This window comes from Kitasatospora sp. NPDC001225, from assembly GCF_053597855.1.
Map to the genome: position 1 here is coordinate 55,315 of NZ_JBSFJC010000017.1, position 25,360 is coordinate 80,674.

Below are 25,360 nucleotides of genomic sequence, written 5' to 3' on the forward strand. Positions count from 1 at the left end.
GGCTCTCCCTGATCCATGGCCGCGACCTGTTTCGAGTGCGCGCGGGGCCGGGTGGTGGGCCCGCGCATGAGGGCAGGGCGGCGCTACGAACTACCGCTGGGTAGCGTAGCCAGCGCGGAGGGCTATCCGGCACGTCCCGGCGTCATGACCATCGACACAGTTCTGTTGACGGGTGTTCTGCGGGACGATGGGGCGGCCTACGTCCCGGACCCGCTCTAGGGTTTTCCCATGACCGCACCCGAGACCCCCCGCCGCAGCGGACTGCGCGGCTTCGGCCACGCCGGACCGTCGCCCTGGACCGACCTGGACCGTCCGCCGCTGGACGAGGAGGCGCTGCGCCGCGACCTGCTCGTCCCGGGCGGCCTGTGGACCTCCCTGGACGTCGTCGCCGAGACCGGCTCCACCAACAGCGACCTCGCCGCCCGGGCCGCGGCGGGCGCCGGGCAGGGCGCGGTGCTGGTGGCCGAGGCGCAGAGCGCCGCCCGCGGCCGGCTGGACCGGCGGTGGACCGCACCGCCCCGCTCCGGGCTGTTCCTGTCCCTGCTGCTGCGCCCCGAGGAGGTGCCGGTCGAGCGGTACGGCTGGCTGCCGATCCTGGTCGGGGTGGCCGCGGCCAGCACGCTGGGCCGGGTCGCCGGGGTCGAGGTCGGGCTGAAGTGGCCCAACGACCTCCAGACGGAGATCGACGGCGCGGAGCGCAAGCTCGGCGGCGTCCTCACCGAGCTGGCCGGCGGCGCGGTGGTGGTCGGCATGGGCCTCAACGTCTCGCTGCGCGCGGAGGAGCTGCCCGTCCCCACCGCCGCCTCGCTCGCGCTGGCCGGCGCCACGACCACCGACCGGGGCACCCTGCTGCGCGCCCTGCTGCGCGAACTCGCCGAGCTGTACCGGGAGTGGACGGCCGCCGCGGGCGACCCGCACGCCAGCGACCTGCTGCGCGCCTACGTGGACCGCTGCACCACGCTCGGCCGCCAGGTGAAGGTGCACCTGCCGGGCGACCGCGAGCTGGTCGGCGAGGCCGTCGCGGTGGACGGCGACGGGCGGCTGGTGGTCCGCACACCCGACGGCGTACGCCGGGCGGTCGGCGCGGGCGACGTCGTCCACGTACGCCCCGAGCCCCGCTGAACGGCACTCTTCACCTCTCCTTGACCCGGGCTGATGCCCCGGATCCGACGATTCCGTGCGAACATTCCACCTGGCAGCGGTGTGAGGCGCGCCACTGCCCGCCCGGGTGGCGGAGTGCGCGCCCGGACAGGTAGGACACGAGGCGAGTGCGGCGATCGCACGGGGACGGACCGGTGGCAGAGGACGGCAGCAGCGGCGCGACGGCGGGCAGCAACGACCCCACGGTCGCGCTCGAACTGGAGCGCCTGATCCTGGACGCGCCGCGCCGCTACACCCCGTACCAGGCCGCGCGCGCCGCCGACGTCCCGATGGAGCTGGCCACCCGCTTCTGGCGCGCCATGGGCTTCCCGGACATCGGGCAGTCCCGGGCGCTCACCGACGGCGACGTGATCGCGCTGCGGCGGCTGGCCGGCCTGGTCGAGTCCGGGCTGCTCAGCGAGTCGATGGCGATCCAGGTGGCCCGCTCCACCGGCCAGACCACGGCCCGGCTGGCCGGCTGGCAGATGGACACCTTCCTGGAGAACCTCACCCAGGCCGTCGAGCCCGGGCTGACCCGCGCCGACGTCGCGTACCCGCTGGTCGAGCTGCTGCTGCCGGAGCTGGAGCAGTTCCTGGTGTACGTCTGGCGGCGCCAGCTGGCGGCCGTCACCGGCCGGGTGGTGCAGGCCGCCGAGGACCACGAGATCACCAGCGGGCGGCTCGCCGTCGGCTTCGCCGACCTGGTCGGCTTCACCCGGCTGTCGCGGCGGCTGGAGGAGGAGGAGCTCGGCGAGCTGGTCGAGACCTTCGAGAACACCTGCTCGGACCTGATCGCCGGCCAGGGCGGCCGGGTGATCAAGACGCTCGGCGACGAGATCCTCTACGTCTCCGAGGACCCGGCGACCGCCGCCGAGATCGCGCTGAGCCTGATCGAGGCGCTGGCCGGGGACGACACCATCCCGCCGCTGCGGGTCGGCATGGCCTTCGGCACGGTCACCTCGCGGATGGGCGACGTCTTCGGCACCACCGTCAACCTGGCGAGCCGGCTCACCTCGATCGCGCCCAAGGACGCGGTGCTGATCGACGGCGAGTTCGCCGCCGCGCTGGAGCAGAACGGCAGCGTCGCCCCGGCCGACGCGGAGGGGCCCGGCCTGGCCGAGGCGCTGTCGGCCGCGGCCGGGATGCCCGCCTCCGGGCTGCCGATCCCGGGACCGGACGCCGGGGCGCGGTTCCACCTGCAGCCGATGTGGCGGCGGCCGGTGCGGGGGCTCGGACTGGTCGAGCCGTGGCTGCTCACCCGGCGGCTGAAGGCCGAGTAGCGCCCGCGCGCGGGGGCCGTAGGCGGGTGGCGGCCGTACGCGGTGGTGGCCGTACGCGGGTGGCGCGCGTACGGCGGGCCCGCGCGGGGAAGACGCATCCGGTGGACGTACGGGGACGCGCGCTTCGGCCGTCCGCGGGCAGACGCATGCGGTGACGGCGTTCGTGGGCACGCTTCCCCACGGCGGACGGGCGGTTGCGGGTGCTGAACGGTTGAAACCCGTACGTTCTGCTGCGGGTCCGCCCGGGCAAACGGGGCATAAGCGAACGAAACCGCCCTAGTCTTGGTGCAAGCGGCCGGTCGGGTGCGGCCGGCCGACGGGGGTCCGGCAGGACCGAGCACAGGGAGCGAGGCGAGCCGGTGAGCAGTGAGGCGATCATGACGGACCGCGACTGCGACTGCGGCGGCTCGCGGCACTCCGACCCGCTGCCCGACCTGAGACTGCAGTCCGTGGTCGAGCTGGCCCAGGACATGGCCGCCGCGCTCACCCCGCTGGAGGCCGTCCGGGCCGCCGCCGCCCGGGCCACCGAGGCGCTCGGCGCCACCATGGCCGCCGTCTCCGTCTGGGACCGCGAGTCCGGCCGGCTGCGGGTGCTGGTCAACCACGGCGACCTCGCCCCGGGCGAGGAGGAGCTGCCCGAGGACGAGTCGTACCCGGTCGCCGACTTCCCCGAGATCGTCACGTACCTGGAGGAGCGCTGGACCACCGGGCGGCTGCCGCGCGCCTGGCTGCAGAGCGCCGAGAACAGCGTGCAGCACGCCGGGCACGCCCACCCGACGGCCGGCGCGTACTGCCAGGAGCGCGCCGCGGCGCTGCGCCGGCGCGGGCGGGCCTGCTGCGTGGTCGCGCCGGTCGTGCTGCACGGCCAGGCCTGGGGCGAGCTGTACCTCGCCCGGTCGGCCGGGATGCCCGAGTTCACCGAGGCCGACGCCGACTACGCGACCCTGCTCGCCGCCCAGGTCTCCGCCGGGCTGGCGCAGACCGAGCGCCTCGCCGACCTGCGCAGGCTCGCCTTCTCCGATCCGCTCACCGGCCTGGCCAACCGGCGCGCCGTCGACGCCCGGCTGGAGAGCGCGCTGGAGGCGCACAACCGGGACAACACCGTGGTCTCCCTGGTGGTCTGCGACGTCAACGGGCTGAAGCGGGTCAACGACCAGCTCGGCCACGAGATGGGCGACCGGCTGCTGGAGCGGTTCGCCCACCAGCTCTCGCTGGCCGCCGCCAAGCTCCCCGGCAGCCTCGCCGCCCGGCTCGGCGGCGACGAGTTCTGCCTGCTCGTGGAGGGGCAGAAGGCCGACGAGGTGGTCTCCGTCGCCGAGGAGCTGTGCGCCCGGGCGCTCGCGCTCTCCGAGGGCGAGGGCGTGGCCTGCGGGGTCGCCTCCACCGGGGACTCGATCGGGCCCGTCACCACCCCCGACCGGCTGTTCCGGCTCGCCGACGCCGCCCAGTACCGGGCCAAGGCCGCCCGGGCCGCCCACCCCGTCGTCGCCGGGCGCAGCCACGGCCCCGGCTTCTCGCCCGACCCCACCGTGCTGCTCGCCGACGCCGCCGACCCGCACCACCGGGCGGACGGGCGGCGCGGGCCGAACGGCCGGGCCGGGGCGGGCGACCGGCGGCGGTTCCGCGGCGCCGCCCACAGCGCCGACCCCGGGCAGCTGCTCACCGCCGTGCTCGCCTCCCTCGACCAGGCCGCCACGGCCCGGGCCGTCCACCCCGCGGACACCCTCGGCAAGCTGGTCGTCGTCGCCGAGGCCTCCGCCCGGCTGCTGGACGCCGTCGGCTGGTGGGTCTCGTACGTCCCGCCCGGCTCCCACCTCATGCGCACCGCCCAGCACGCCGTCTACCGGATGACCAGCGGCCCCAGCAGCGTCCGCGCGGAGACCCAGCGGGCCCAGATCGAGGCCCCCGACGCGGTCTTCGACCTCCGGCACTACCCGATGACCCGCCGCGCCGTCCGCGGCGGCTCCTTCGCGCTGCGGGCGGGCGCGGCCGGCAACGACCCGGCGGAGGAGGCGATGCTCGTCGTCTCCGGCTACCGGGGCATGGTCGCCGCGGGCGGCCAGAACCCGGCCGGCGGCTGGCTGGTGGAGCTCTTCGCCGACGACGCGACGCTGCCGCTGGGGCAGGCCGCCTCCGCCATGCGCGCCCTGGTCTCGGTCGCCCTGGCGGGGCCGGCCTCGCCGCCGGTGGTCTGAGGGACCGGCCGCGGTGGTGGCCGTCCGCTGGTTCAGGCGCCGGAACCGCCGTCGGCGGGCGGCGGGTTGAGGGCCCGCAGGGCGGCGTCGACCAGGCGGTCGGCGTGCTCGTGGGTGAGCGGGCCGAGCCGGTACTGCCAGCGGTAGTAGAGCGGGCCGTAGACGATTTCGACGGCCAGGTCGAGGTCGGTGTCGGGGGCGATCTGGCCGGCCTCGCGGGCGCTGCGGAGGCGGTCGCGGGTGACGGCCAGCAGGGGGTCCAGCAGGCGGGTGCGGTGCTCGGCCTGCAGCGCCGGGTCGTTGAGGATCTCCGCCATGATCGCCCGGTAGGTGCGGTCGGTGTCCGGGTCGGCCAGCTCGTCGCTGGTGGGGCGCAGGACGGCGCGGAGGTCGGCGGCGAGGTCGCCGGTGTCGGGGAGCGCGATGCCGCCCTCGTGCTCGCCGGCGGCGAGGAAGGCGTCGAAGACCACGGCGCCCTTGGAGGGCCACCACCGGTAGATGGTCTGCTTGCCGACGCCGGCCCGGGCGGCGATCGCCTCGATGGTCAGCCTGCCGTAGCCGATCTCGGCGACGAGTTCGGTGGTGGCGGCGAGGACGGCGGCGTGCGCGCGCTCGCTGCGTCGGGCGGGGTCGGGAGCTGTTCTGGAGGCCATGGAAAAAATTCTATGCGAAACAACGAGACGAGACGTATTGTCTTCCCATGCCATCGCGAGACGGATCGTCTCGTCTCATCCCCCGTTCCCTGGAGGTGCCCGTGAACCGCCCCCCTGCACACATCCTGATGGTCTCCATTCCCGCTCATGGGCATGTCAATCCCAGCCTCGCGGTGATCACCGAGCTGGTCGCCCGGGGCCACCGGGTCAGCTACGTCAACGACCCCTCCTTCCGGGAGGTCGTCGAGTCCACCGGCGCGAGCTTCGTCCCGTACCCGACCAAGCTGCCGCTCACCGACGACCCGGCCGGCTGGCCGTCGGACCTGGTGGCGATCCAGGAGGTGTTCCTGGACGACACGCTGTCGATGTGGCCCGTCCTGCTGGAGGCCTTCGAGGACGACCGCCCCGACCTGGTGCTCTACGACATCGGCGGCTTCGCCGGGCGGGCGCTCGGCGAGCGGCTGGGCGTGCCGGTGGTGCAGCTGTCGCCCGCCTTCGTCGGCTGGGAGGGCTTCGAGGAGGACCTCGCGGCGATGTTCGAGCCGATGCGCAACGGCCCGGGCGGCCCCGAGCACTACCGCCGGTACGCCGACTGGCTGGTCGAGGCGGGCGCGGTGCAGCGCGACGTGGAGGGCTTCAAGAACCGCCCCGAGCGGTGCGTCGCGCTCGTCCCGCGCGCCCTCCAGCCCAACGTCGACCGGGTCGACGAGCAGCGGATCAGCTTCGTCGGGCCCTGTTTCGGCGACCGCGCCCACCAGGGCGAGTGGCAGCGGCCGGAAGGCGCCGAGAAGGTGCTGCTGGTCTCGCTCGGCTCGGCCTTCACCCACCAGCCCGCCTTCTACCGGGCCTGCGTGGAGGCCTTCGGCGACCTGCCGGGCTGGCACACCGTGCTCCAGGTCGGCAAGCACACCGACCTGGCCGAGCTCGGCGAGGTGCCGGACACCGTCGAGGTGCACCGGTGGGTGCCCCAGCTGTCGGTGCTCTCCCAGGCGGACGCCTTCGTCACCCACGCGGGCATGGGCGGCTCCAGCGAGGGGCTGTTCCACGCCGTGCCGATGATCGCGGTGCCGCAGGCCGCCGACCAGTTCGCCAACGCGGACGCCCTGGTCGGCCTCGGCGTCGCCCGCCGGCTGGACACCGAGCAGGCCACCGCGGAGGCGCTGCGCGCCGCCCTGCTGGAGCTGACCGGCGACCCGGCGGTGGCCGAGCGGCTGGCCGAGCTGTCCGCCGCCGGCCGGGCCGAGGGCGGCACCGCCCGGGCCGCGGACCTGATCGAGGCCGAGCTGCGCGTGTCGTGACGCCGCCCGTGCCGTGAGGCGGGGGGCGATAGGGGGCCGCGGTGTGCGGCGCCGATCCGGAGGGCGGAGAATCCGGATGGCGAGCACCTGTTGTCATATCTTCATTCACCTGATGAGATGGTGTATATGGATATGCACAGTGCTGTGGCCCCCGACGCTCCGCTGGTCCTGGTCGGCAAGGCCGACGTCGGTGCCGAGGACGTCCTGGCCGTCGCCCGGGGGAACGCCCGGGTCGAGATCGGTCCCGACGCGCTGGCCGAGATGGCGGCCGCCCGTGCGCGGATCGACGCCCTCGCGGCCGAGCCGCGCCCCGTCTACGGCGTGTCGACCGGCTTCGGCGCGCTCGCCGTGCGCCACATCAGCCCCGAGCTGCGCGCCCAGCTGCAGCGGTCGCTGGTGCGCTCGCACGCCGCCGGCATGGGGCCGGCGGTCGAGCGCGAGGTGGTCCGCGCGCTGGTGTTCCTGCGGATGAAGACGCTGGCCTCCGGCCGTACCGGTGTCCGGCCGCTGGTCGCGCAGACCATGGCCGCCCTGCTCAACGCGGGCATCACCCCGGTGGTGCGGGAGTTCGGCTCGCTCGGCTGCTCCGGCGACCTCGCGCCGCTCTCGCACTGCGCGCTGGTCCTGATGGGCGAGGGCACCGCCACCGGCCCGGACGGCGTGGAGAAGCCCGCCGCCGAGCTGCTCGCCGCCGCCGGCATCGAGCCCGTCGAGCTGCTGGAGAAGGAGGGCCTCGCCCTCATCAACGGCACCGACGGCATGCTCGGCATGCTGGTGATGGCCATCGCCGACCTCCAGCGGCTGTTCACCACCGCCGACATCACCGCCGCGATGAGCCTGGAGGCGCTGCTCGGCACCGACAAGGTGCTCGCCCCCGAGCTGCACGCCCCGATCCGCCCGCACCCGGGCCAGGCGCTGAGCGCCGCCAACATGCTCGCCGTCCTCAAGGACTCCGGCCTCACCGGCCACCACCAGGACGACGCCCCGCGGGTCCAGGACGCCTACTCGATCCGCTGCGCCCCGCAGGTGGCCGGCGCCGGCCGGGACACCCTGGCGCACGCCCAGCTGGTCGCCGCGCGCGAGCTGGCCGCCTCGGTCGACAACCCGGTGGTGCTGCCGGACGGCCGGGTGGAGTCCAACGGCAACTTCCACGGCGCCCCGGTCGCGTACGTGCTGGACTTCCTCGCCATCGCCGCCGCCGACCTCGGCTCGATCTCCGAGCGCCGCACCGACCGGCTGCTCGACAAGGCCCGCTCGCACGGCCTGCCGGCCTTCCTGGCCGACGACCCGGGCGTGGACTCCGGCCTGATGATCGCCCAGTACACCCAGGCGGCGCTGGTCAGCGAGAACAAGCGGCTCGCCGTCCCGGCCTCGGTCGACTCGATCCCGTCCTCCGCGATGCAGGAGGACCACGTGTCGATGGGCTGGTCGGCCGCGCGCAAGCTGCGCCAGGCGGTGGCCAACCTCGGCCGCATCCTGGCCGTCGAACTCACCGCCTCCGCCCGCGCGCTGGAGATCCGCCGGCAGGCCGACGGGGCCGGCGGGCTCGCCCCGGCCACCGCGGCCGCGCTGGCCGCCGCCCGCGAGGCGGGGGTCGGCGGCGCCGGCCGCGACCGCTTCCTCTCGCCGGACCTGGAGGCCGCCGCCGAACTGGTCGCCTCCGGCGAGCTGGTGCGCGCGGTCGAGCGGGTCACCGGTCCGCTGGCCTGACGTCCGTCCGACCGGGCCGATGGCGCCGCCGCGGGGTGACGGGGACTCAGTCCCAGTCGTCGCTCCGCGGCGAGCGCTCCCCGCGGCCCCCGCGGTTGCGCAGCTCGCCCAGGGCGGCGGCCAGGTTGACCCCGACGATGCCCGCCCAGCAGACCACCAGGCCGGCGAAGCCGCCGCTCTCCGGACTGCCCGCGATCGCCGTCAGCGGGACGCCGATGACCAGCGAGGTCACCGCGAGCCCGGTGTTGGAGCGCTTGCCGAAGCCCGAACGGCGGGGGTGGCCCCGGTGCTCGGAGCGCGGCTCGTCGTCCAGCCGCTTGGCCACCGAGCGCTCGACCCGGGCGTCCAGACGGGCGTCGAGCCGCCTCATGAAGGAGTCGACGAGTTCGTCCTCGTACTCCTTGCCGAGCTCCTTGCGGGCCTGGAGGGTGGCGTCGAGGTCGCGCCGCAGTTCGTCCTGACGAGTGTCCATAGGACCAGAGTGGGGCCGCGGGGGCGTCCGGTCCATCCGTTCGCGGGAGGAATCCGGGCGGGCTCAGGGAGAAATCAGGGTTGCCCCGCCCCGGCCCGGGTTTGTCCGATCCCGGCCCGGGTCTGTCCGACCCCGGCCTGGGTCTGTCCGACCCCGGCCCACCCGGCCCGGACCACCGCCGGGCCGTCCGACCCGCGGGGCGTCCCACCGGACGTCCCGCCGTACGAGACGTCTTTGCCAGGCGCCGCCCGCTCCTGCACAGTCGTCGTCCGAACCGCACGCACCCGGAGGTACCGCTGATGACCGCCACCGACGAGGCCGGCAGCGTCGGCCCCTCCGCCCGGCTGCTCCAGCTCTTCGAGGGGCACCGGCTGACGCCGACCCAGCGCCGGATCGCCCACTCGCTGGTGCGGCACGCCACCGAGGCGCCGTTCCTGTCCAGCGTGGAGGTCGCCGAACTCGCGGGCGTCAGCCAGCCGTCCGTCACCCGCTTCGCGGTCGCGCTCGGCTACGACGGCTACCCGGCGCTGCGCAAACAGCTGCGCGAACTCGGCGGCGGCGAACCGGCCGCGCCGGAGACCCCGGACGACGCGGTGCGCAACGAGCACCAGCAGGCCGTCCTCGCCGAGATCGCCCACCTGCGCCACCTCGCCGAACTCCTCGCCGACCCGGAGCCGATCATCCGGGCCGCCCGGCTGCTCGCCGCCTCCCGCCCGCTGCCGGTGCTCGGCCTGCGGGCCGCCTCGGCGCAGGCGCGCGGCTTCGCCTACTTCGCGTCCAAGGTGCACCCGGACATCCGGCTGCTGGACGAGGGCGGCAGCATGCTCGCCGACCGGCTGGAGCAGGCCCGGGCGGCCGGCGCCAGCGCGCTGCTCTGCTTCGCCCTGCCGCGCTACCCGCGGGAGCTGATGGACGCGCTGACGGTGGCCCGCGAGTGCGGGCTGACGGTGCTCACCGTCGCCGACAGCGCCTTCGCGCCGGTCGCCAAGCTGTCCGACCTGATGCTGCCGGCCGCCGTCGGCACCGGGCTGGTCTTCGACACCGCGTGCGCGCCGATGATGCTCGGCCGGGTGCTGCTGCAGTCCATGTGCGACGAACTCCCGGGTGCGGAGGCCCGGTTGGAGGCGATCGAGCAGTCGGCGGCGGCGCGCGGACTCTTCCTGGAATAACCGCGGCCCGCGGCGGCGGGGGAGTAGCCGCCACGAACCCGGGCATCCCCCCTGCAGGGGGTGCCGCCCATGCGCGTGATCCACGAGATGAAGTTCGTCGCCCGCCTCTCCTCGGGTGCCGACGAATGGTCCTGCCCCACCTGCGGACGCCGCGTCACCCTGCGGCGCCTGCCCGAACCCGAACTGACCGTCCTCGACCCGGGCGACGAGTCCGCCGTCCACGTCGGCGTCATCGAACCCGACGCCCGCGCCGCCGCGGCCGCCGAGAAGTACGGCCTCGGCCCCGTCCAGAACATCCCCCGCCCGCCCTCCCCGCCCACCCCCGACGCCGACGACCGCCGCTGGCTCGCCGAGATCGGCATCGACTGGGACGGCGGCGCGGCGGCCTGAAGAGGTCAGCGACGAGGGGTGTAGATCGGAAGCTCGTCGGTCTGCAGTTCTGCGGGCAACGGGTCGGTGAGTGGAATGGGCTCGCCGTACTTGCCGTGAAGCACGCCCTGGTACTCGCCGTCGCGTGGATGCGTGTAGAGCGTCCAGGTGCCGTCGCGAGGGTCGGCGGCGACCAGGACGGCCACACCCGCGATGGCGTACCACTCGGTCTTGGCGGCGATGCCGCTGATCCGCTCGGAGGTGGAGATCACCTCCAGGGCGAAGGCGACGTCACCCGGGTCCGCCAGCCATTCGTCGTCGTCGCCCCAGTCCTTCGGGAAAACGACCAGGTCGGGAGTGGCGTAGTCGTCCTCGTTGTCCGGCATGCAGATCGACGAGTTCTCGTAGACGCGCAGGTCCTTGGGCAGCTTGGGGATGAGCTGGTCCCGTAGAACCTGCACGGTTCCCGCGTGCTTGCCGCGAGGCGTCGGGGACATCACCAGGGTTCCTCCGATGATCTGGACGCGAAGTCCTGTGCGCTGCTCGATCTCCTCCGCCACATCCCGGAGTCTGCCGGGCCGCACGGTGATGGCCGTCATCGTGTCCTCCGTTCTCTGGAGCTGGGCCGAGTGGCTGGTGTCCGCCGGGTTCAGGCTAGCGCGCCAAGTGGGCCGGTGCCGGGGCTGATCGGATGGTTCCGGGGTCTGGTCGAAAGCCGACTGTTTAGTTATATTCAATCGAACATAGCTTGAATGAATCCATCCGCAGGGAGGCCGTGACTATGGTGCAGCAGCAGGCGAGCGGGCCGCGAGAGGTGCGCGCGGCGCGGGGGACGGGGCTGACGGCGCAGGGGTGGCAGCAGGAGGCCGCCCTGCGGATGCTGATGAACAACCTCGACCCGGAGGTGGCCGAGCACCCGTCGAAGCTGGTGGTGTACGGCGGGACGGGCAAGGCGGCGCGGGACTGGCGGTCCTTCGACGCCATGGTGCGGACGCTGGAGGGGCTGAAGCAGGACGAGACCATGCTGGTCCAGTCCGGGCGGCCGGTCGGCGTGATGCAGACCCACGAGTGGGCGCCGCGGGTGCTGATCGCCAACTCCAACCTGGTCGGCGACTGGGCCAACTGGGAGGAGTTCCGCCGGCTGGAGAGCCTCGGGCTCACCATGTACGGGCAGATGACCGCCGGCTCGTGGATCTACATCGGCACCCAGGGCATCCTCCAGGGCACCTACGAGACCTTCGCGGCCGTCGCCGGCAAGCGCTACAACGGCTCGCTGGAGGGCACCATCACCCTCACCGCCGGCCTCGGCGGGATGGGCGGCGCCCAGCCGCTGGCCGTCACCATGAACGGCGGCGTGGCGATCTGTATCGACTGCGACCCGTCCCGGATCGCCCGCCGGATCGAGCACCGCTACCTGGACGTCGAGGCCAAGGACCTCTCCCACGCGCTGGAGCTGGCCACCGCCGCCCGCGACAAGAAGCAGCCGCTCTCCATCGGCGTGCTGGGCAACGCCGCCGAGCTGGTCCCGCAGCTGCTCGCGATGGACGCGCCGATCGACATCGTCACCGACCAGACCAGCGCCCACGACCCGCTGGCCTACCTGCCGGTCGGCGTCGCCTTCGAGGACATGGCGGACTACGCCGCCGCCAAGCCCGCCGAGTTCACCCAGCGCGCCCGCGAGTCGATGGCCGCGCACGTCGAGGCGATGGTCGGCTTCCTGGACCGCGGCGCCGAGGTCTTCGACTACGGCAACTCGATCCGCGGCGAGGCCCAACTGGCCGGGTACGACCGCGCGTTCGCCTTCCCCGGCTTCGTCCCGGCGTACATCCGCCCGCTGTTCTGCGAGGGCAAGGGCCCGTTCCGCTGGGCGGCGCTGTCCGGGGACCCGCAGGACATCCACAAGACCGACAAGGCCGTCCTCGACCTCTTCCCGGAGAACGAGTCGCTGGCCCGCTGGATCAAGCTGGCCCAGGAGAAGGTGCACTTCCAGGGCCTGCCGGCGCGCATCTGCTGGCTCGGCTACGGCGAGCGCGACAAGGCCGGCGAGCGCTTCAACGACATGGTCGCCTCCGGTGAGCTGTCCGCCCCGATCGTGATCGGCCGCGACCACCTGGACTGCGGCTCGGTGGCCTCCCCGTACCGGGAGACCGAGGCGATGCTGGACGGCTCCGACGCGATCGCCGACTGGCCGCTGCTCAACGCCATGGTCAACGTCGCCTCCGGCGCCTCCTGGGTCTCCATCCACCACGGCGGCGGCGTCGGCATCGGCCGCTCGATCCACGCCGGCCAGGTCACCGTCGCCGACGGCACCGCGCTGGCCGGGGAGAAGATCCGCCGGGTGCTCACCAACGACCCGGGCATGGGCGTCATCCGGCACGTGGACGCCGGCTACGACCGGGCCACCGAGGTCGCCGCCGAGCGCGGTGTCCGCGTCCCGATGGGCGAGCTGTGACGCTTCCGTCGTTCGAAGAGATGTGGGCGGAGCTGCTCCCCGTGGGCCGCTCCGCCGCCTCCGGCGGCTACCGCCGCTTCGCCTGGAACTCCGCCGACGCCGAGTGCCGCGCCTGGTTCGAGCAGCAGGCCCGCGGCCGCGGCCTGGCGTACGAGCTGGACCGCAACGGCAACCAGTGGGCCTGGCTGGGCGATCCGACCGCCGGCGGCGCGGTCGTCACCGGCTCGCACCTGGACTCCGTCCCGGACGGCGGCGCCTTCGACGGCCCGCTCGGCGTGGTCTCCTCCTTCGCCGCGCTGGACGAACTGCGCTCCCGCGGCGCGGAGTTCACCCGGCCCCTGGCGATCGTCAACTTCGGCGACGAGGAGGGCGCCCGGTTCGGCGTGGCCTGCATCGGCTCCCGGCTGACCGCCGGGGTGCTCTCCCCGGAGCAGGCGTACGGGCTGCGCGACGCCGACGGCGTCCGGCTGCCCGACGCGATGGAGAAGGCCGGCTACGACCCCACCGCGATCGGCGCGGACGAGGACCGGCTGGCCCGGATCGGCGCCTTCGTCGAGCTGCACGTCGAGCAGGGCCGCTGCCTCGCCGAGGGGCAGCCGGTCGGTGTGGCCGGGGCGATCTGGCCGCACGGCCGCTGGCGGTTCGACTTCCACGGCGAGGCCAACCACGCCGGCACCACCCGGATCGAGGACCGCCGCGACCCGATGCTGACCTACGCCAACACCGTGCTGGCGGCCCGCAAGAAGGCGAAGCAGGCGGGCGCGCGGGCCACCTTCGGCAAGGTCGCGGTCGAGCCCAACGGCACCAACGCGATCGCCTCGCTGGTGCGCGGCTGGCTGGACTCCCGGGCGGCCGACGAGCGCACCCTCACCGAGCTGGTCGAGGCGATCGAGCGGGCCGCCGCCGAGCGCGGCGAGCGCGACGGCGTCCGGGTCGAGCTGACCCGCGAGTCCTACACCCCGGTGGTGGACTTCGACGGGCCGCTGCGCGACCGGCTGGCCAAGCTGCTGGACGCCCCGGTGCTGCCCACCGGCGCGGGACACGACGCCGGCATCCTGGCTTCGGCGATCCCGACCGCCATGCTGTTCGTGCGCAACCCCACCGGCGTCTCCCACTCCCCGGCCGAGCACGCCGAGCAGGCCGACTGCCTGGCCGGGGTCGCCGCCCTCGCCGACGTACTGGAGGACCTGGCGTGTCATTGACCCCGTCGAGCCCCGTGGCGTACTGGGCCCAGTACGCCTGGCTGCCGCACGACAACGGGCCGGTGGTCGAGCGGGACGTGCTGATCACCACCGGCCCCGGCGGGACGATCGCCGCCGTCGTCCCGGACAGCGGCCCCTGCCCGCCCGGCGCCGTCCGGCTCGACGGGCTGCTGCTGCCCGGCCAGGCGAACGCCCACTCGCACGCCTTCCACCGGGCGCTGCGCGGGCACGTCCAGGTCGGCTCCGGCACCTTCTGGACCTGGCGCGACACCATGTACCGGTTCGCCGGCGCGCTGGACCCGGACCGCTACCTGGCGCTCGCCACCGCCGTCTACGCCGAGATGGCGCTGGCCGGCGTCACCGCCGTCGGCGAGTTCCACTACCTGCACCACGCGCCCGGCGGCGCCCGGTACACCGACCCGAACGCGATGGGCGAGGCGCTGATCGAGGCCGCCGCCCGGGCCGGCATCCGGATCACCCTGCTGGACACCTGCTACCTGTCCTCCGGTTTCGGGGCCGAGCCGACCCACCCGCAGCTGCGGTTCAGCGACGGCGACGCCGAGGCCTGGGCCGCCCGGGCGGACGTGCTCAAGCCGCGCGAGCACGCCCGGATCGGCGCCGCCGTCCACTCGGTGCGGGCCGTCCCGGCCGAGCAGCTGGACACCGTCGCGCACTGGTCGGCGCTGCGCGGGGCGCCGCTGCACGTCCACCTGTCCGAGCAGACCGCCGAGAACGACGCCTGCCTGGCCGCGCACGGCGTCACCCCGACCCGGCTGCTCGCCGACCACGGCGTGCTCGGCCCGCGCACCTCGGCCGTGCACGCCACCCACCTGACCGACGAGGACGTCAGGCTCCTCACCGACTCCTCCACCACGGTCTGCATGTGCCCCACCACCGAGCGGGACCTCGCGGACGGCATCGGCCCGGCCCGCCGCCTCGCCTCGGCGGGCTCCCCGATCACCCTGGGCAGCGACAGCCACGCGGTGATCGACCCGTTCGAGGAGGCCCGCGCGCTGGAGCTGGACGAGCGGCTGCGGACGCGGACGCGCGGCCACTGGACGGCGAACGCGCTGCTGCGGGCCGGCACCGAGGACGGGCACGCCTCGCTCGGCTGGCCGGAGGCCGGACGGATCGAGGCCGGGGCGCTCGCCGACTTCACGGTGATCGCGCTGGACACCGTCCGTACGGCGGGCCCGCCGCCCCGGCTGGGCGCCGAGATCGCCGTCTTCGCGGCCTCGGCGGCGGACGTGCGGCACCTGGTGGTCGGCGGCCGGCACGTCGTCCGGGACGGCGTGCACCTGCTGGTGGCCGACGTGCCGGGTGCGCTGCGCTCCGCGATCGGCGCGCTGGACTACTGACCCCCGTTCAACCCCCTTCGGAAGGCGTTGTCTTGAGCACCACGACCACCCTGATCACGGGCATCGGCAGCCTGGTCACCAACGACCCAGGGCAGGGCGCCGGGCCGCTCGGCCTGCTCACCGACGCGGCGGTGGTGGTCGACGGCGGCACCGTCGCCTGGGTCGGCCCGGCCGCGCAGGCCCCGGCGGCGGACGAGCGCTTCGACGCCGGGGGCCGGGCGCTGCTGCCCGGCTTCGTCGACTCGCACGCCCACCTGGTGTTCGCGGGCGACCGCACCGCCGAGTTCAACGCCCGGATGTCCGGGCAGGCGTACTCGGCGGGCGGCATCCGGACCACGGTGGCGGCCACGCGGGCCGCTTCGGATGCCGAACTGGAGGCCAACCTGGCCGGGTTCGTCCGGGAGGCGGTGCGGCAGGGCACCACCACCATCGAGTGCAAGTCCGGCTACGGGCTGACGGTCGAGGACGAGGCCCGGGCGCTGCGGATCGCCGCCGGGTACACCCCGGAGACGACGTACCTGGGCGCGCACGTGGTGGCGCCGGAGTACGCCGAGGACCCGGCGGGGTACGTGGAGCTGGTGACCGGCGAGATGCTGGACGCCTGTGCCCCGCACGCCCGTTGGGTGGACGTGTTCTGCGAGAAGGGCGCCTTCGACGGGGACCAGGCGCGGGCCGTCCTGACGGCGGGGATCGAGAAGGGCCTCACGCCGCGCGTGCACGCCAACCAGCTCACGTACGGGCCGGGCGTGCAGCTCGCGGTGGAGCTGGGGGCCGCCTCGGCGGACCACTGCACCCACCTGACGGACGAGGACGTGGCGGCGCTGGCGGGGTCGGCGACGGTCGCGACGCTGCTGCCGGGGGCGGAGTTCTCCACCCGGGCCGAGTACCCGAGCGGGCGCCGGCTGCTGGACGCGGGCGCGGTGGTGGCGCTGTCCACCGACTGCAACCCCGGTTCCAGCTTCACCAGTTCGATGGCGTTCTGTATTGCCGTGGCGGTGCGCGAGATGGGCATGACCCCGGACGAGGCGGTCTGGGCGGCGACGGCGGGCGGCGCCCGCGCCCTGCGGCGCAGTGACGTCGGGACGGTGGCGGTCGGCTCGCGGGCGGACCTGCTGCTGCTGGACGCGCCCTCGCATGTGCACCTGGCCTACCGTCCGGGTGTCCCCCTGACGGCCGCGGTCTGGCGCGCGGGCGTCCGCGAGGTCTGAGCGGTGGGTTCGCGTCGCCCCGTCGAGCAGCGGCTCGGCGGGGCGACGTGCTGTCCGTCTGCGGTCGCCAGGGTGCGCGGGTTCCTCGGCCGGGACACGGCAGCGCTTCCGGGCAGGCCGTGATCATTAGTCCAGGACGGGAATACTGCCCGAACCGTGTGGACAGGACACGCGGCCAGTCCATAGCGTCTCGCCCAGGCGGTCCAATCCGGGCCGAGCTGAAGGGGGTTGGCATGGCTCACCAGCGACTCACGGGCGTCGGCGTCGGAGACTGCAAGGAAGGAGACTGCCCGAACGTCTACCGCACCGACCGGGGCACCCTCGTCTTCCAGGGGAACCAGTACGCGGAGCTGGCGGTGCCGGTACACGAAGGCGCCGTGGAGCTGCCCGAGCATGTCGTGAAGGAGGCCATTCGTGTTCTTGGATGGTGAGGACTGGCAGAGGCTTCTGCACGGTTTCTCGCGGTCGGCGTTCCGGCTTGAGACTCTGCCCGCTTACAAGGTCGCGGGGGAGGCGGAAGAGATCGAGGAGTTCCTGAACGGGTACCGGATCGACCCCGGTACCTACTCGTCCGGCTGGACCGACAGGCTCAGGGCTCATACCGCGGCCGGTCGTACGGTTCAGCGCGTACACATCGTTACCCGGCCGCTGAGTGACTACCTGCGGTACGAGTTCATGTACTACGCACCGCATGCCAGGGCCGGTGAGGACATCCGCATTCTCGACCTGACCGACAGGCCGAACCCGGGCCTTCCGGCTCAGGACTTCTGGGCCTTCGACGATTCGACCGTGGTCCTGATGAACTACGAGCCCGACGGAACGCAGATCAACCGCGTGCTTGTCGAGGACGACGTCGAGAAGTACCGGGAATGGCGGCGGATCGCTGTGGCCGAGTCGGTGCCCTTCATGGACTATGTGGAAGAGCACGGGTGGCAATAGACCCGGAAGAGCTGGGGCACAGTAAAAGTGACCTGGCAAAGGCATTGAGGGAACTACGGGTTCAAGCCGGTCTCGCAGGAGACCGGCTTGCTCGGCGTTGCGGCATGACGCAGTCGAAGATCAGCAAGATCGAAACAGGCAGGACCGTGCCGTCCCTGGTGGACGTGGAGCTGATCCTGCGGGCCCTCGAAGTGCCGGCCGAGTTGGCGCGACAGGTGTTCGACCTGGCCCGTGTGGCGAATACCGAGTGGCAGGACATCCGCGCTCTGAGGAAGAAGGGCCTGGAGAGGAAGCAAGCCGAGCTCGCGGCGCTCGACCAGTCCTCCAGCGAGATCCGCTACTTCCTGATCTCGATGCTCAACACGCTGCTCGCCTCGCCCGAGTACGTGCGGGCGAGCCTCGCCCATGTGCCGGGGGACACCAGCAGGGCCGCCATGAAGAAACTGGAGCGTCAGACCGTCCTGTACGACGAGTCGAAGACCTTCACCTTCGTACTCACCGAGCAGGCTGCCCGGTGGGCGCTCCTGCCGCCTCGGGCCATGGTCATGCAGATCGAACGACTCGTTTCCGTTTCCAGGCTCCCGAACGTCTGGCTCGGCGTGATTCCACTCGGGAAGCACATCCCGGAGAGCCCGCTGAACACCTTCACGGTGTACGACAGCAGCCTTGCCACGGTCGAGACGGAGACCGGAATCATCACGCTCCGGGACCGGCGGGACATCAAGGCGTACCGGGACGCGTTCGCCATGTACGAAGGTTATGCACTGTTCGGTGAGGAAGCCCGAGAGAAGCTGGCTGAATGGTCGGCCCTCTTCCTCGGCGGTCTTTAGTCGCGCACGGGAATAATCGCCTTCCTCCCCTTTCGGTCCCCTTACTGTGGACTCCTCGCCTTGCGGCTGCTCTCCCCTGCGGTACCAGCGTCTCCGCTGACATCATCCCGATCGGTCTGATAATCGCGGATTTGGTGTCGGCGGTGCCGGTTGCGGGATCGTGGGCCCGCGCGAGCGGCGCGCGGGACCCCGTCAACGAAAGGGCGAACCCATGAAGAAGATCGCTGCGAAGCTCTGGCGGATCATCCGCGGCCCGATGCAGTGGCGCGTGCTGTGGCTGTGGCACTCGAAGTTCATGGTCGGGGTGACGGGCATCGTCCGCGACCAGGACGGCCGTGTGCTGCTGCTGAAGCACCGGATGTGGCCGGAGGGCCGGCAGTGGGGTCTGCCGACCGGCTACGCCGACAAGGGCGAGAGCTTCGAGGACACGATCGTGCGTGAGGTCCGGGAGGAAACCGGACTCACAGTGAAGGTGTGCGAGCTGGCGCACCTGAAGAGCGGCTACAAACTGCGTGTCGAAGTCGCCTACGAGGCCCTGTACGTCACTGGGCAGGTCAGGGCGGCTTCGTTCGAGATCCTGGAGGCTCGATGGTTCTCGCCGGACGAACTCCCCGGGGGAGTGCAGGAATCACATCGGCGACTGATCAGTCGTCGGCCGTACTGACCCTTGGTCGATCACTCACCCCCTCCTGCCTGGCGCCGAACGAGCACCTGTCCGGAGACCCCGCCGAGCGGGCCGAGTTGGCTCACCTGCTGGCCGCGCGACGGGCGACGGCAGCGCTCGACCGGGCCCATCCGCACATCACGTTCTCACTGTTGCACTGGGTGGTCGACACATCGTCCGACGAGCCGGCCCGCGAAGTCTTTCGGCAGGGTGCTGCCCTTCTGGCCGACCGCTACGGGGAATTGGGGCTGAGTCGACTGCTGCCGACTGACCGGGTGTGGGTAGGGGTGCGCTCGACCCGGCCCGACGCGTTCGGCGGCTTCCACCATCCGAACCAGGGGTACCGGCATGTGCAACTGGCGTCCGTGGTCACGAGGTACGGGCGGCTGAACGATCCCCGACCGGCGTCACCGGAACTGGTGGCGCTCGACCTCCTCCGTAGCTACGCGCACGACTGCCTGCACTGGGGGTCGTTCCGGGAGTACCGGCTCCAAGGCGAGCAAGTGATCCGGAGCCGTTACGGCATCAACCGCCGCGACCAGCACGGCCGGACGTACTCGTCCCAGGACAGGAGCGATGCTTCGTCGACGCGGAATCTCGGCATCGTGATGGAGGGGGCCACGGATCGGGAGGCCCGGATGATCTCCGCTGCGGTGGCCGACCGTCTCGGCCTGGCCGAACGCATCGCGGCAGCCGATCGCCTGGCGTTCCGCGACACCACGGGACGGCTGGAGCCGAGCGATTTCGACCATGCAGAGCCTGGTGTTGCCACCCGCTTCCACCTGGCCATGGCCGGATATGAGCACGGCGTCGGCGCTCGCTACCAGCGCTTCCTCGCCGACATGGGCGGCCCGGAGGCGGACACGCTGCATGCGCTGATCATCGCGGCGGTGATCAGCGGCAATCTGTTCGGCCTTTCGAGCTGGCTCGATCAGCGGCACGGCCCCAAGGCTTTCCGTCGCACCTTCCGCTCGTCTGCCTACTCGGGGCCTGACCCCGATGAATGGACGACCACGGCAAGTCGTGCCTGATCCTTCGTGCTCAGCAGTCTCGTGCCCTGACTCTTCGAGTCGGCCGGCAAGCACGACCGGCAGGTCCGCTGGGGTGGGCCCGCCCACAACCGGACCGAACCGTTCGCCTCGCGCAGGAGGTCGGGTGGGCCGATTTCCTGCGCGTTCAGGTGCTGCAAGCGACCATCACTTCGACTACGAGAACAGCCGCGCTGGACGCGCCGTCGCACGTCCACCTGGCCTACCGGCCGGGCGTTCGGGAGGTCTGAACGGTGGGTTCGCGTCGCCCCGTCGAGCACCGGCTCGACGGGGCGACGTGCTGCTCAGGGGGTGGCGGTGAGGTGGTCGAACTCGCCGGCCTTGGCGCCCTGGAGGAACGTGGCGAACTTGAGGGACGTGGTGCGGACGATGACGTCTCCCTCATCGGACTCCCGGAGCTCAACTACCCCGTCGGCAGCCCGGACCTCAACGCATGCGTTGCTGGAGCCGGAGTAACTGGACTTCTGCCATGCAGGGCTGGTCATGAGGCCCAGGCTAGCCACCGGCGGCCTCTTGCGGGGGAGCAAGAGGCCGCCGGAACGATTCGCTCAGGGGTTGGTGGTGAGGTGGTCGAACTCGCCGGCCTTGGCACCCTGGAGGAACATGGCGAACTTGAGGGATGTGGTGCAGACGATGACGTGTGCGTCGTCGGACTCCCGGAGTTCGACCAGCCCTTCACGTGCGCGCACCTCGACGCAGTTGCTGGACGCTTCGCTGAAGCTGGATTTCTGCCACTCGGAGCTATTCATACCTGTCGTTCAGTTCCTTCATGATCGAGCGAATGTAATCTCGCGACTCGCTCTCCGGGAGCGCGACGGCTTCGATGCGCTCAAAGATTGCGCGGTAGCCCGCCAGCTGGGCGGGTGAGTCGAAGACGTGGGAGCCGTGGGACGAGTCGGCCTGGACCGTATCCAGCTCCGGCACTGGCCCCGCCGCGTAGACCAGGTTCTCACTGGGGCCGGGGAAGTCGGCCGTATCGAACGGTACGACTCGCAGCGAGACTCCCGGAAGCTCGGAGTCTTCGATGAGGGAACCAAGCTGTCCCCTGAGTACTGCGGGGCCGCCGTACTGAATTCGCAGCGCTGCCTCGTGGACCAGCGCAACGTACGGCGTTTCACCGGATCGAATAGTTTGCTGCCTCCGCAGGCGGAACCCCACCCTGCGATCGACCTCGCGACCGGGGAGAGGAATGAAACCTGTCGCGAACACGGCGGCGGCATAGGGGATCGTCTGAAGCAGCCCCGGGATGAAGCCGATGTTGAAACTCTTGAGCCTCTTCGCATGTCCCTCCATTTCCGCCACATCAATGGGGGCGGCCGTGAGGGCGTTGCGATACTCATCCCACCAGGCCCGATCTCGCTCCCCAGCCATCCCTGCGAGCGCGTCGACCAAGGGCGCGTTGGCACACATGCAAGCCTCCGCGATCTCGTGCAGGCGCTCCACGCTGACTGCGGACTTCCCGTTCTCCATCTGCGTCACCAGAGCTGGAGTCACACCGAGCAAGCGGGCGAGGTGGCTGCCTGCGAAGCCGGCCTGCTCTCGCATCCTCCGCAGCTCGGCGCCGAGTCGACGCTGGCGAAGGGTTGGGTTCTGACGGTTGGCCATGGCGTCCTCTCTGCTGGTGCCGGCGCCAGTCTGCCGTGCCGCGAGCAGGGGTGGCCATCTGGGGGACTACTCGATCGAGGGAACCTCCGCGCATCGAGATTAACCTTAAGCTCTGATGCGCTATCGTCGTTCACAGCTCGATCCGACGGATCGTCAGCGATGCCTGCATCCAAGGCAGTAGGCGCCTGCTGCCCGCACGCCGAAGAGCAACCGCCGCCCCGGCCTGGCTCACGGCGACGACCGTCATCCCCCTCCCCGCGCCACAGCCTCACGGAGGTTCCCGTGTGCACCCGTAACACCCCCTCGCTCACCCTCTCCCGCCAGGCCCTGCGGGACGCGATGACCCGTAGCGGCGGCTGGGACGCCGACAGCATCTTCAACGCCGAACTCGCCCTGATGGAGCTCGTCGTCAACGCCTGGCGGCACGGCGACACCCCCGCGCCCGTCGTCTGGTTCTCCGTCCTCGGCCGCACCCTCCGGGTCACCGTCTCCGACGAGAGCGACGCCCTCCCCCGGCGGCGAACCCCCGCCGACTCCGCCGAGTCCGGCCGGGGCCTCCAACTCGTGGAGGGCCTCACCCACCGCTGGGGCGTCGACCCGCAGAAGCGCGGCAAATCCATCTGGTACGAGCTGGACTGCCGCGCGTGACCGGCTACCCCGTCCTGCCGGAGGACCCCCGGATGCGCGACTACACCAAACCCCACCTCATGGCCCTTCTGGGCGAGTTGCACAGGCGCGGCCTGCCGCATGGGCTCCTCTGGGGGTCCGCCTTGCCGGGCGAGACCACCATCGACGGGCGCATCCTGATCGACTTCGGGAACGCTCCGGTGAGCACTTTGCTCAACCTCCTCCGCCTGCTCCGCGAACTGGACGATGACGACGAGGGAGGGCAGCCGTGAGGTTCTTCGTCGGCGCAGGCCTCCTCGCCCTCGGCGTCCTCGCGACCCTCAGGATGCCCCGCCCCGAGGCGCGCGACGAGCAGTACTGAAACACGCGAAGGCCCTCGCCCACCCAGGGCGAGGGCCTCGCGGGCATGGAGCCGGCCTTCGTCAGATCTCGTACAGATGGTGCGGGAGCGCCCGCTCCCAGACTGCTTCGAACGCGGTGGTGCACAGCTTTACGGTGTCCGGGTCTGTTGTGATCTCATCTTCGACCACGGCGCCGTCCCCGGAGAAGTGGTGCACTCGAAGCAGCGCACCGTCGAACAGCCAGAAGTCGTTCCCGGGCAGGGGGATGCTCGTGGCCTGCCGCCGTGGCAGCCAGCGGACCTGCTCGCCGGCCGTGACGTTGGCGTGGGTGACGTAGTGCTCCCACCGGATGTACTCGGACACGGGCTCGGAGACCACCCGGGCTCGGCGAATGACCACGCCCCGCGCCACGGCGTCCGTGATCAACTGGTCATAGGGATGCCACCAGGACGCCTGGTCCTCCCAGTTGATCCGCTCACCGCGCTGCCAGGCCTCGAACCGATCCGTCGGAGCGTACGAGTCTCGCAGCTCCAGATGGACGGCGGACCGCCGGCACTGCTCAAGCAGCTCAGCGAAGCTGGGCACGCTCGACGGCATCACACGCCTCCCTGATCATGGGCACCGGCCCGTTCGCTGGGCAGGCGTTCGGTGGCGCGGCGCTGATCACTCCAGGCCCAACGAGCGCCGTAGGAACTCCAGTTCGTGGTGCAGCAGGTTTTCCACCACTGCCTCGTCCGTGGGCCGGTGGCCGGTGGCGCGCAGGGGGAGGAGCTCGTGCGGGCGGCCGGCGGCGAGGAGGGCGGCGGAGAGCCGCAGGGTGTGGGCGGGGTAGACGTTGTCGTCGGCGAGGCCCTGGATCAGCAGCAGCGGGCGGCTCAGCTTCGGCGCCTCGGCGATCAGCGAGCCGCTGTCGTAGTGCTCGGGATGCTCGTCGGGGTGGCCGAGGAAGCGCTCCTGCCAGTGGGTGTCGTAGAACCGCCAGTCGGTGGGGGCGGCTCCGGCGGAGGCGGCGTGGAAGACGTCCGGGCGGCGCAGCACCGCGAGGGCGGCGAGGTAGCCGCCGTAGGACCAGCCGCGGATGCCGACCCGGTCGAGGTCGAGCAGTCCGGGCCGCAGCCGGGCGGCCGCCCGCAGGCCCTCGACCTGGTCCGCCAGCGGGAGCGTCGCCTTGTCGCCGTACACGGCCTTCTCCCAGCGCGGCCCGCGGCCGGGGGTGCCCCGGCCGTCCACCACGAGCACCGCGAAGCCCTGGTCGGCGAACCACTGGGAGACCTGGTCCCACCAGAGGCCGCCGGTGGTGGCCTTCTGCGTCGCGGGCCCGCCGTACGGGTCGAGCAGGACGGGCAGCGGGCCGTCCCCGGGGCGGTGGCCGGCGGGGAGGAAGAGTGCGGCGCGCAGGGCGTGTGGGCCGAGCCTGAGCAGCTCGGGCGCGGCAGTGACGACGGGCGGCTCGGCGTACGAGGTGAGCGGGAGCGCCGGGCGGCCCTCGCGCAGGACGGTGGAGCGGCCGCCGGGGTGCCCGGGGGTGCGGGTGGTGAGCACCAGCGTGCCGCCGCGCCGCACGCCGGTGTGCAGCCCAGGGCCGTCGCTCAGCCGACGGATGCCGCCGTCCGGTCCGTACGTCCAGAGGTGGGTCTCGGTGGGCTCCTCGGAGGCGGTGAACAGCACCTGCTCGCCCTCCGTGCCGAGCACCGCGCGCAGCTGGAGCCCGGGCGGGGTGACCGGTTCGCCGTCGACGGTCAGGTGCCGGGTGTCGCCGAGGTCGGCGGTGTCCACCAGGGCGCCGCCCGCGGTGCGGGCGGGCAGGCCGGGCAGCAGCTCGACCCAGTGGGCGTCCCGGCGCTCGGCGAGCGGCCGGGTGGTGCCGTCCGGCTCGACGGCCACCACAAGGACGGTGCGCTGGTCGCGGCTCTGCACGGCGGCGTACGGGCCGTGGCCGTCCCAGCCGGCGGCGGTCAGGTACTCGAAGGCGGTGCGGTCCCAGCGGACCTCGGTGTCGCTGCCGTCGAGGCCGAGCAGCCGCAGCGTGACCTCGGCGTTGGCGGTGCCGGCGAGCGGGTAGCGGACGGCGCGCGGCGGGCGGTGCGGGTCGGCGGGGTCGGCCAGGTAGAGGCGGGCGAGCGGGCGGTCGTCGACCCGGGTGACCAGCAGCGCGGTGCCGTCGGGGGACCACCAGTGGCCGCGGTCGCGGTGCATCTCCTCGGCGGCGACGTACTCGGCGAGCCCGTAGGAGACGTCCTCGGCCTCGGGTTCGGCGAGCGGGCGGTCGTCGGTGCCGTCGACGCCGACCACCCGCAGGGCGCCGCCGCGGACGTAGGCGATCCGGCGCCCGGTCGGGTCGAGCCTGGGGTCCTGCGGCGGGCCGGGGACGGGGACGGCGCGGACGGTGCCGGCGGCGGTGTCGGCCAGCCACAGGGCGCCGTCCAGGGCGAAGGCGGCGAGCGTGCCGGCGGCGTCGGTGCTGTAGGCGGCGATGCCCTCGTCGGCGCCCAGCGCGGCCGGGTCGGCGAGCAGCCGCTCCTCGCCGGTGGCGGTGTCCAGGGCCCAGAGGCAGGCGAGCGGGTCGGTGCCGGAGCGGCCGCGCAGGAAGAGCACGGTGGCGCCGTCCGCCGAGGGCTCGGGCCGGGTGGGGACGCCCAGGGTGAAGCGCCGGGTGCGGGCCAGCTGGCGGGGTAAGGAGGGGGTCGTCATGCCGGGCACCATAGGCACGGCCGACGGGCTCCTGTCGAGCGGGAAAAGCACTCGGGGCCGCCGCGGATCCTGGAATCCACGGCGGCCCCGGAGCGGGCGGGGACGGGC

General features: G+C 72.6%; 25 protein-coding genes and 1 pseudogene. 18 read left to right on the forward strand and 8 right to left on the reverse strand.

From position 1 onward, the window contains the following. Nucleotides 1-228 precede the first annotated feature (228 nt). The 3 genes and pseudogenes from ACWDCZ_RS08495 to ACWDCZ_RS08505 all read left to right on the forward strand — a co-directional run. Nucleotides 229-1,122 (forward strand): biotin--[acetyl-CoA-carboxylase] ligase, encoded by an 894-nt coding sequence (locus tag ACWDCZ_RS08495; RefSeq protein ID WP_074003897.1) that lies wholly within the window; start codon nucleotides 229-231, stop codon nucleotides 1,120-1,122. 173 nt (nucleotides 1,123-1,295) lie between these two features. After that, nucleotides 1,296-2,420, forward strand: coding sequence for an adenylate/guanylate cyclase domain-containing protein (locus ACWDCZ_RS08500; RefSeq protein WP_049655773.1), 1,125 nt, complete (start codon nucleotides 1,296-1,298; stop codon nucleotides 2,418-2,420). Between the two features lie 377 nt (nucleotides 2,421-2,797). Further along, nucleotides 2,798-4,024 (forward strand): annotated as a pseudogene (locus tag ACWDCZ_RS08505) (diguanylate cyclase domain-containing protein); the annotation flags it as partial. A gap of 623 nt (nucleotides 4,025-4,647) precedes the next feature. On the opposite strand, the gene ACWDCZ_RS08510 reads toward ACWDCZ_RS08505, so the two are convergent. After that, nucleotides 4,648-5,268, reverse strand: a complete 621-nt coding sequence (locus tag ACWDCZ_RS08510) for a TetR/AcrR family transcriptional regulator (RefSeq protein ID WP_449815555.1) — start codon at nucleotides 5,266-5,268, stop codon at nucleotides 4,648-4,650. Nucleotides 5,269-5,396: 128 nt separating this feature from the next. Between ACWDCZ_RS08510 and ACWDCZ_RS08515 the strand changes: the two genes are divergently transcribed. Together ACWDCZ_RS08515 and hutH are read left to right on the forward strand one after the other, a co-directional pair. After that, nucleotides 5,397-6,566, forward strand: coding sequence for a macrolide family glycosyltransferase (locus ACWDCZ_RS08515; RefSeq protein WP_449815566.1), 1,170 nt, complete (start codon nucleotides 5,397-5,399; stop codon nucleotides 6,564-6,566). A gap of 132 nt (nucleotides 6,567-6,698) precedes the next feature. Then, the gene (hutH, locus tag ACWDCZ_RS08520) at nucleotides 6,699-8,276 is read left to right on the forward strand and encodes a histidine ammonia-lyase (protein WP_107418822.1); all 1,578 of its coding nucleotides are present in this window, start codon (nucleotides 6,699-6,701) and stop codon (nucleotides 8,274-8,276) included. A gap of 46 nt (nucleotides 8,277-8,322) precedes the next feature. Here the strand turns inward: hutH and ACWDCZ_RS08525 are convergent, their stop codons facing one another. Then, nucleotides 8,323-8,748: a nucleoside phosphorylase-I family protein gene (locus ACWDCZ_RS08525; protein ID WP_049650040.1), complete on the reverse strand. Its 426-nt coding sequence runs from the start codon at nucleotides 8,746-8,748 to the stop codon at nucleotides 8,323-8,325. A 299-nt stretch (nucleotides 8,749-9,047) separates the two neighbouring features. Between ACWDCZ_RS08525 and ACWDCZ_RS08530 the strand changes: the two genes are divergently transcribed. Further along, a complete protein-coding gene (locus tag ACWDCZ_RS08530) occupies nucleotides 9,048-9,917 on the forward strand; it encodes a MurR/RpiR family transcriptional regulator (protein WP_074003893.1) in 870 nt (289 codons plus the stop codon). Between the two features lie 69 nt (nucleotides 9,918-9,986). After that, a complete protein-coding gene (locus ACWDCZ_RS08535; protein WP_375876644.1) occupies nucleotides 9,987-10,307 on the forward strand; it encodes a hypothetical protein in 321 nt (106 codons plus the stop codon). Nucleotides 10,308-10,312: 5 nt separating this feature from the next. Here the strand turns inward: ACWDCZ_RS08535 and ACWDCZ_RS08540 are convergent, their stop codons facing one another. Beyond that, nucleotides 10,313-10,885 carry a Uma2 family endonuclease gene (locus tag ACWDCZ_RS08540; protein WP_117488143.1) on the reverse strand — a complete coding sequence of 191 codons (573 nt, stop codon included), beginning with the start codon at nucleotides 10,883-10,885 and terminating at the stop codon, nucleotides 10,313-10,315. A 182-nt stretch (nucleotides 10,886-11,067) separates the two neighbouring features. Here ACWDCZ_RS08540 and hutU point away from each other — a divergent pair, with 182 nt between their 5' ends. The 9 genes from hutU to ACWDCZ_RS08585 all read left to right on the forward strand — a co-directional run bounded on the left by hutU (nucleotide 11,068) and on the right by ACWDCZ_RS08585 (nucleotide 19,970). Continuing rightward, on the forward strand, nucleotides 11,068-12,738 hold the full coding sequence (gene hutU / locus ACWDCZ_RS08545) for a urocanate hydratase (protein ID WP_049650036.1): 1,671 nt from the start codon (nucleotides 11,068-11,070) through the stop codon (nucleotides 12,736-12,738). Between the two features lie 20 nt (nucleotides 12,739-12,758). Then, nucleotides 12,759-13,940 (forward strand): allantoate amidohydrolase, encoded by a 1,182-nt coding sequence (locus ACWDCZ_RS08550; protein WP_387974261.1) that lies wholly within the window; start codon nucleotides 12,759-12,761, stop codon nucleotides 13,938-13,940. Then, nucleotides 13,931-15,298, forward strand: a complete 1,368-nt coding sequence (locus tag ACWDCZ_RS08555; RefSeq protein ID WP_449815556.1) for a formimidoylglutamate deiminase — start codon at nucleotides 13,931-13,933, stop codon at nucleotides 15,296-15,298. The genes ACWDCZ_RS08550 and ACWDCZ_RS08555 overlap by 10 nt, the downstream gene beginning before the upstream one ends. A gap of 32 nt (nucleotides 15,299-15,330) precedes the next feature. Next, nucleotides 15,331-16,506: an imidazolonepropionase gene (gene hutI, locus ACWDCZ_RS08560; RefSeq protein WP_449815557.1), complete on the forward strand. Its 1,176-nt coding sequence runs from the start codon at nucleotides 15,331-15,333 to the stop codon at nucleotides 16,504-16,506. Between the two features lie 233 nt (nucleotides 16,507-16,739). Further along, complete coding sequence (locus tag ACWDCZ_RS08565) at nucleotides 16,740-16,937, forward strand: hypothetical protein (RefSeq protein WP_049650043.1); 198 nt, start codon at nucleotides 16,740-16,742, stop codon at nucleotides 16,935-16,937. Next, on the forward strand, nucleotides 16,921-17,445 hold the full coding sequence (locus ACWDCZ_RS08570; RefSeq protein ID WP_049650032.1) for a DUF6879 family protein: 525 nt from the start codon (nucleotides 16,921-16,923) through the stop codon (nucleotides 17,443-17,445). Before ACWDCZ_RS08565 ends, ACWDCZ_RS08570 begins: the two co-directional genes overlap by 17 nt. Then, nucleotides 17,436-18,275: a helix-turn-helix domain-containing protein gene (locus ACWDCZ_RS08575; RefSeq protein ID WP_449815558.1), complete on the forward strand. Its 840-nt coding sequence runs from the start codon at nucleotides 17,436-17,438 to the stop codon at nucleotides 18,273-18,275. Before ACWDCZ_RS08570 ends, ACWDCZ_RS08575 begins: the two co-directional genes overlap by 10 nt. 211 nt (nucleotides 18,276-18,486) lie before the next feature. After that, nucleotides 18,487-18,939 carry an NUDIX domain-containing protein gene (locus tag ACWDCZ_RS08580; RefSeq protein ID WP_117488127.1) on the forward strand — a complete coding sequence of 151 codons (453 nt, stop codon included), beginning with the start codon at nucleotides 18,487-18,489 and terminating at the stop codon, nucleotides 18,937-18,939. Between the two features lie 77 nt (nucleotides 18,940-19,016). Then, entirely contained in the window at nucleotides 19,017-19,970 is a 954-nt protein-coding gene (locus ACWDCZ_RS08585; protein WP_449815559.1) for a hypothetical protein, read from the forward strand. A gap of 302 nt (nucleotides 19,971-20,272) precedes the next feature. Here the strand turns inward: ACWDCZ_RS08585 and ACWDCZ_RS08590 are convergent, their stop codons facing one another. From ACWDCZ_RS08590 to ACWDCZ_RS08600, 3 genes are all read right to left on the reverse strand, one after another. Beyond that, nucleotides 20,273-20,473 carry a DUF397 domain-containing protein gene (locus tag ACWDCZ_RS08590; protein WP_117491760.1) on the reverse strand — a complete coding sequence of 67 codons (201 nt, stop codon included), beginning with the start codon at nucleotides 20,471-20,473 and terminating at the stop codon, nucleotides 20,273-20,275. A gap of 63 nt (nucleotides 20,474-20,536) precedes the next feature. After that, the gene (locus ACWDCZ_RS08595; RefSeq protein ID WP_117488124.1) at nucleotides 20,537-20,737 is read right to left on the reverse strand and encodes a DUF397 domain-containing protein; all 201 of its coding nucleotides are present in this window, start codon (nucleotides 20,735-20,737) and stop codon (nucleotides 20,537-20,539) included. Next, nucleotides 20,730-21,593: a helix-turn-helix domain-containing protein gene (locus tag ACWDCZ_RS08600; protein ID WP_117488122.1), complete on the reverse strand. Its 864-nt coding sequence runs from the start codon at nucleotides 21,591-21,593 to the stop codon at nucleotides 20,730-20,732. Before ACWDCZ_RS08600 ends, ACWDCZ_RS08595 begins: the two co-directional genes overlap by 8 nt. Before the next feature lie 282 nt (nucleotides 21,594-21,875). Here ACWDCZ_RS08600 and ACWDCZ_RS08605 point away from each other — a divergent pair, with 282 nt between their 5' ends. Both ACWDCZ_RS08605 and ACWDCZ_RS08610 read left to right on the forward strand, forming a co-directional pair. Beyond that, on the forward strand, nucleotides 21,876-22,241 hold the full coding sequence (locus ACWDCZ_RS08605; protein ID WP_074003885.1) for an ATP-binding protein: 366 nt from the start codon (nucleotides 21,876-21,878) through the stop codon (nucleotides 22,239-22,241). Between the two features lie 32 nt (nucleotides 22,242-22,273). Beyond that, nucleotides 22,274-22,492 (forward strand): hypothetical protein, encoded by a 219-nt coding sequence (locus tag ACWDCZ_RS08610; protein ID WP_388050935.1) that lies wholly within the window; start codon nucleotides 22,274-22,276, stop codon nucleotides 22,490-22,492. 150 nt (nucleotides 22,493-22,642) lie between these two features. Here ACWDCZ_RS08610 and ACWDCZ_RS08615 read toward each other — a convergent pair whose 3' ends face one another. Together ACWDCZ_RS08615 and ACWDCZ_RS08620 are read right to left on the reverse strand one after the other, a co-directional pair. Next, nucleotides 22,643-23,158 (reverse strand): DUF6879 family protein, encoded by a 516-nt coding sequence (locus ACWDCZ_RS08615; RefSeq protein ID WP_449815560.1) that lies wholly within the window; start codon nucleotides 23,156-23,158, stop codon nucleotides 22,643-22,645. A 66-nt stretch (nucleotides 23,159-23,224) separates the two neighbouring features. After that, on the reverse strand, nucleotides 23,225-25,252 hold the full coding sequence (locus tag ACWDCZ_RS08620; protein WP_449815561.1) for a prolyl oligopeptidase family serine peptidase: 2,028 nt from the start codon (nucleotides 25,250-25,252) through the stop codon (nucleotides 23,225-23,227). Nucleotides 25,253-25,360: the final 108 nt, after the last annotated feature.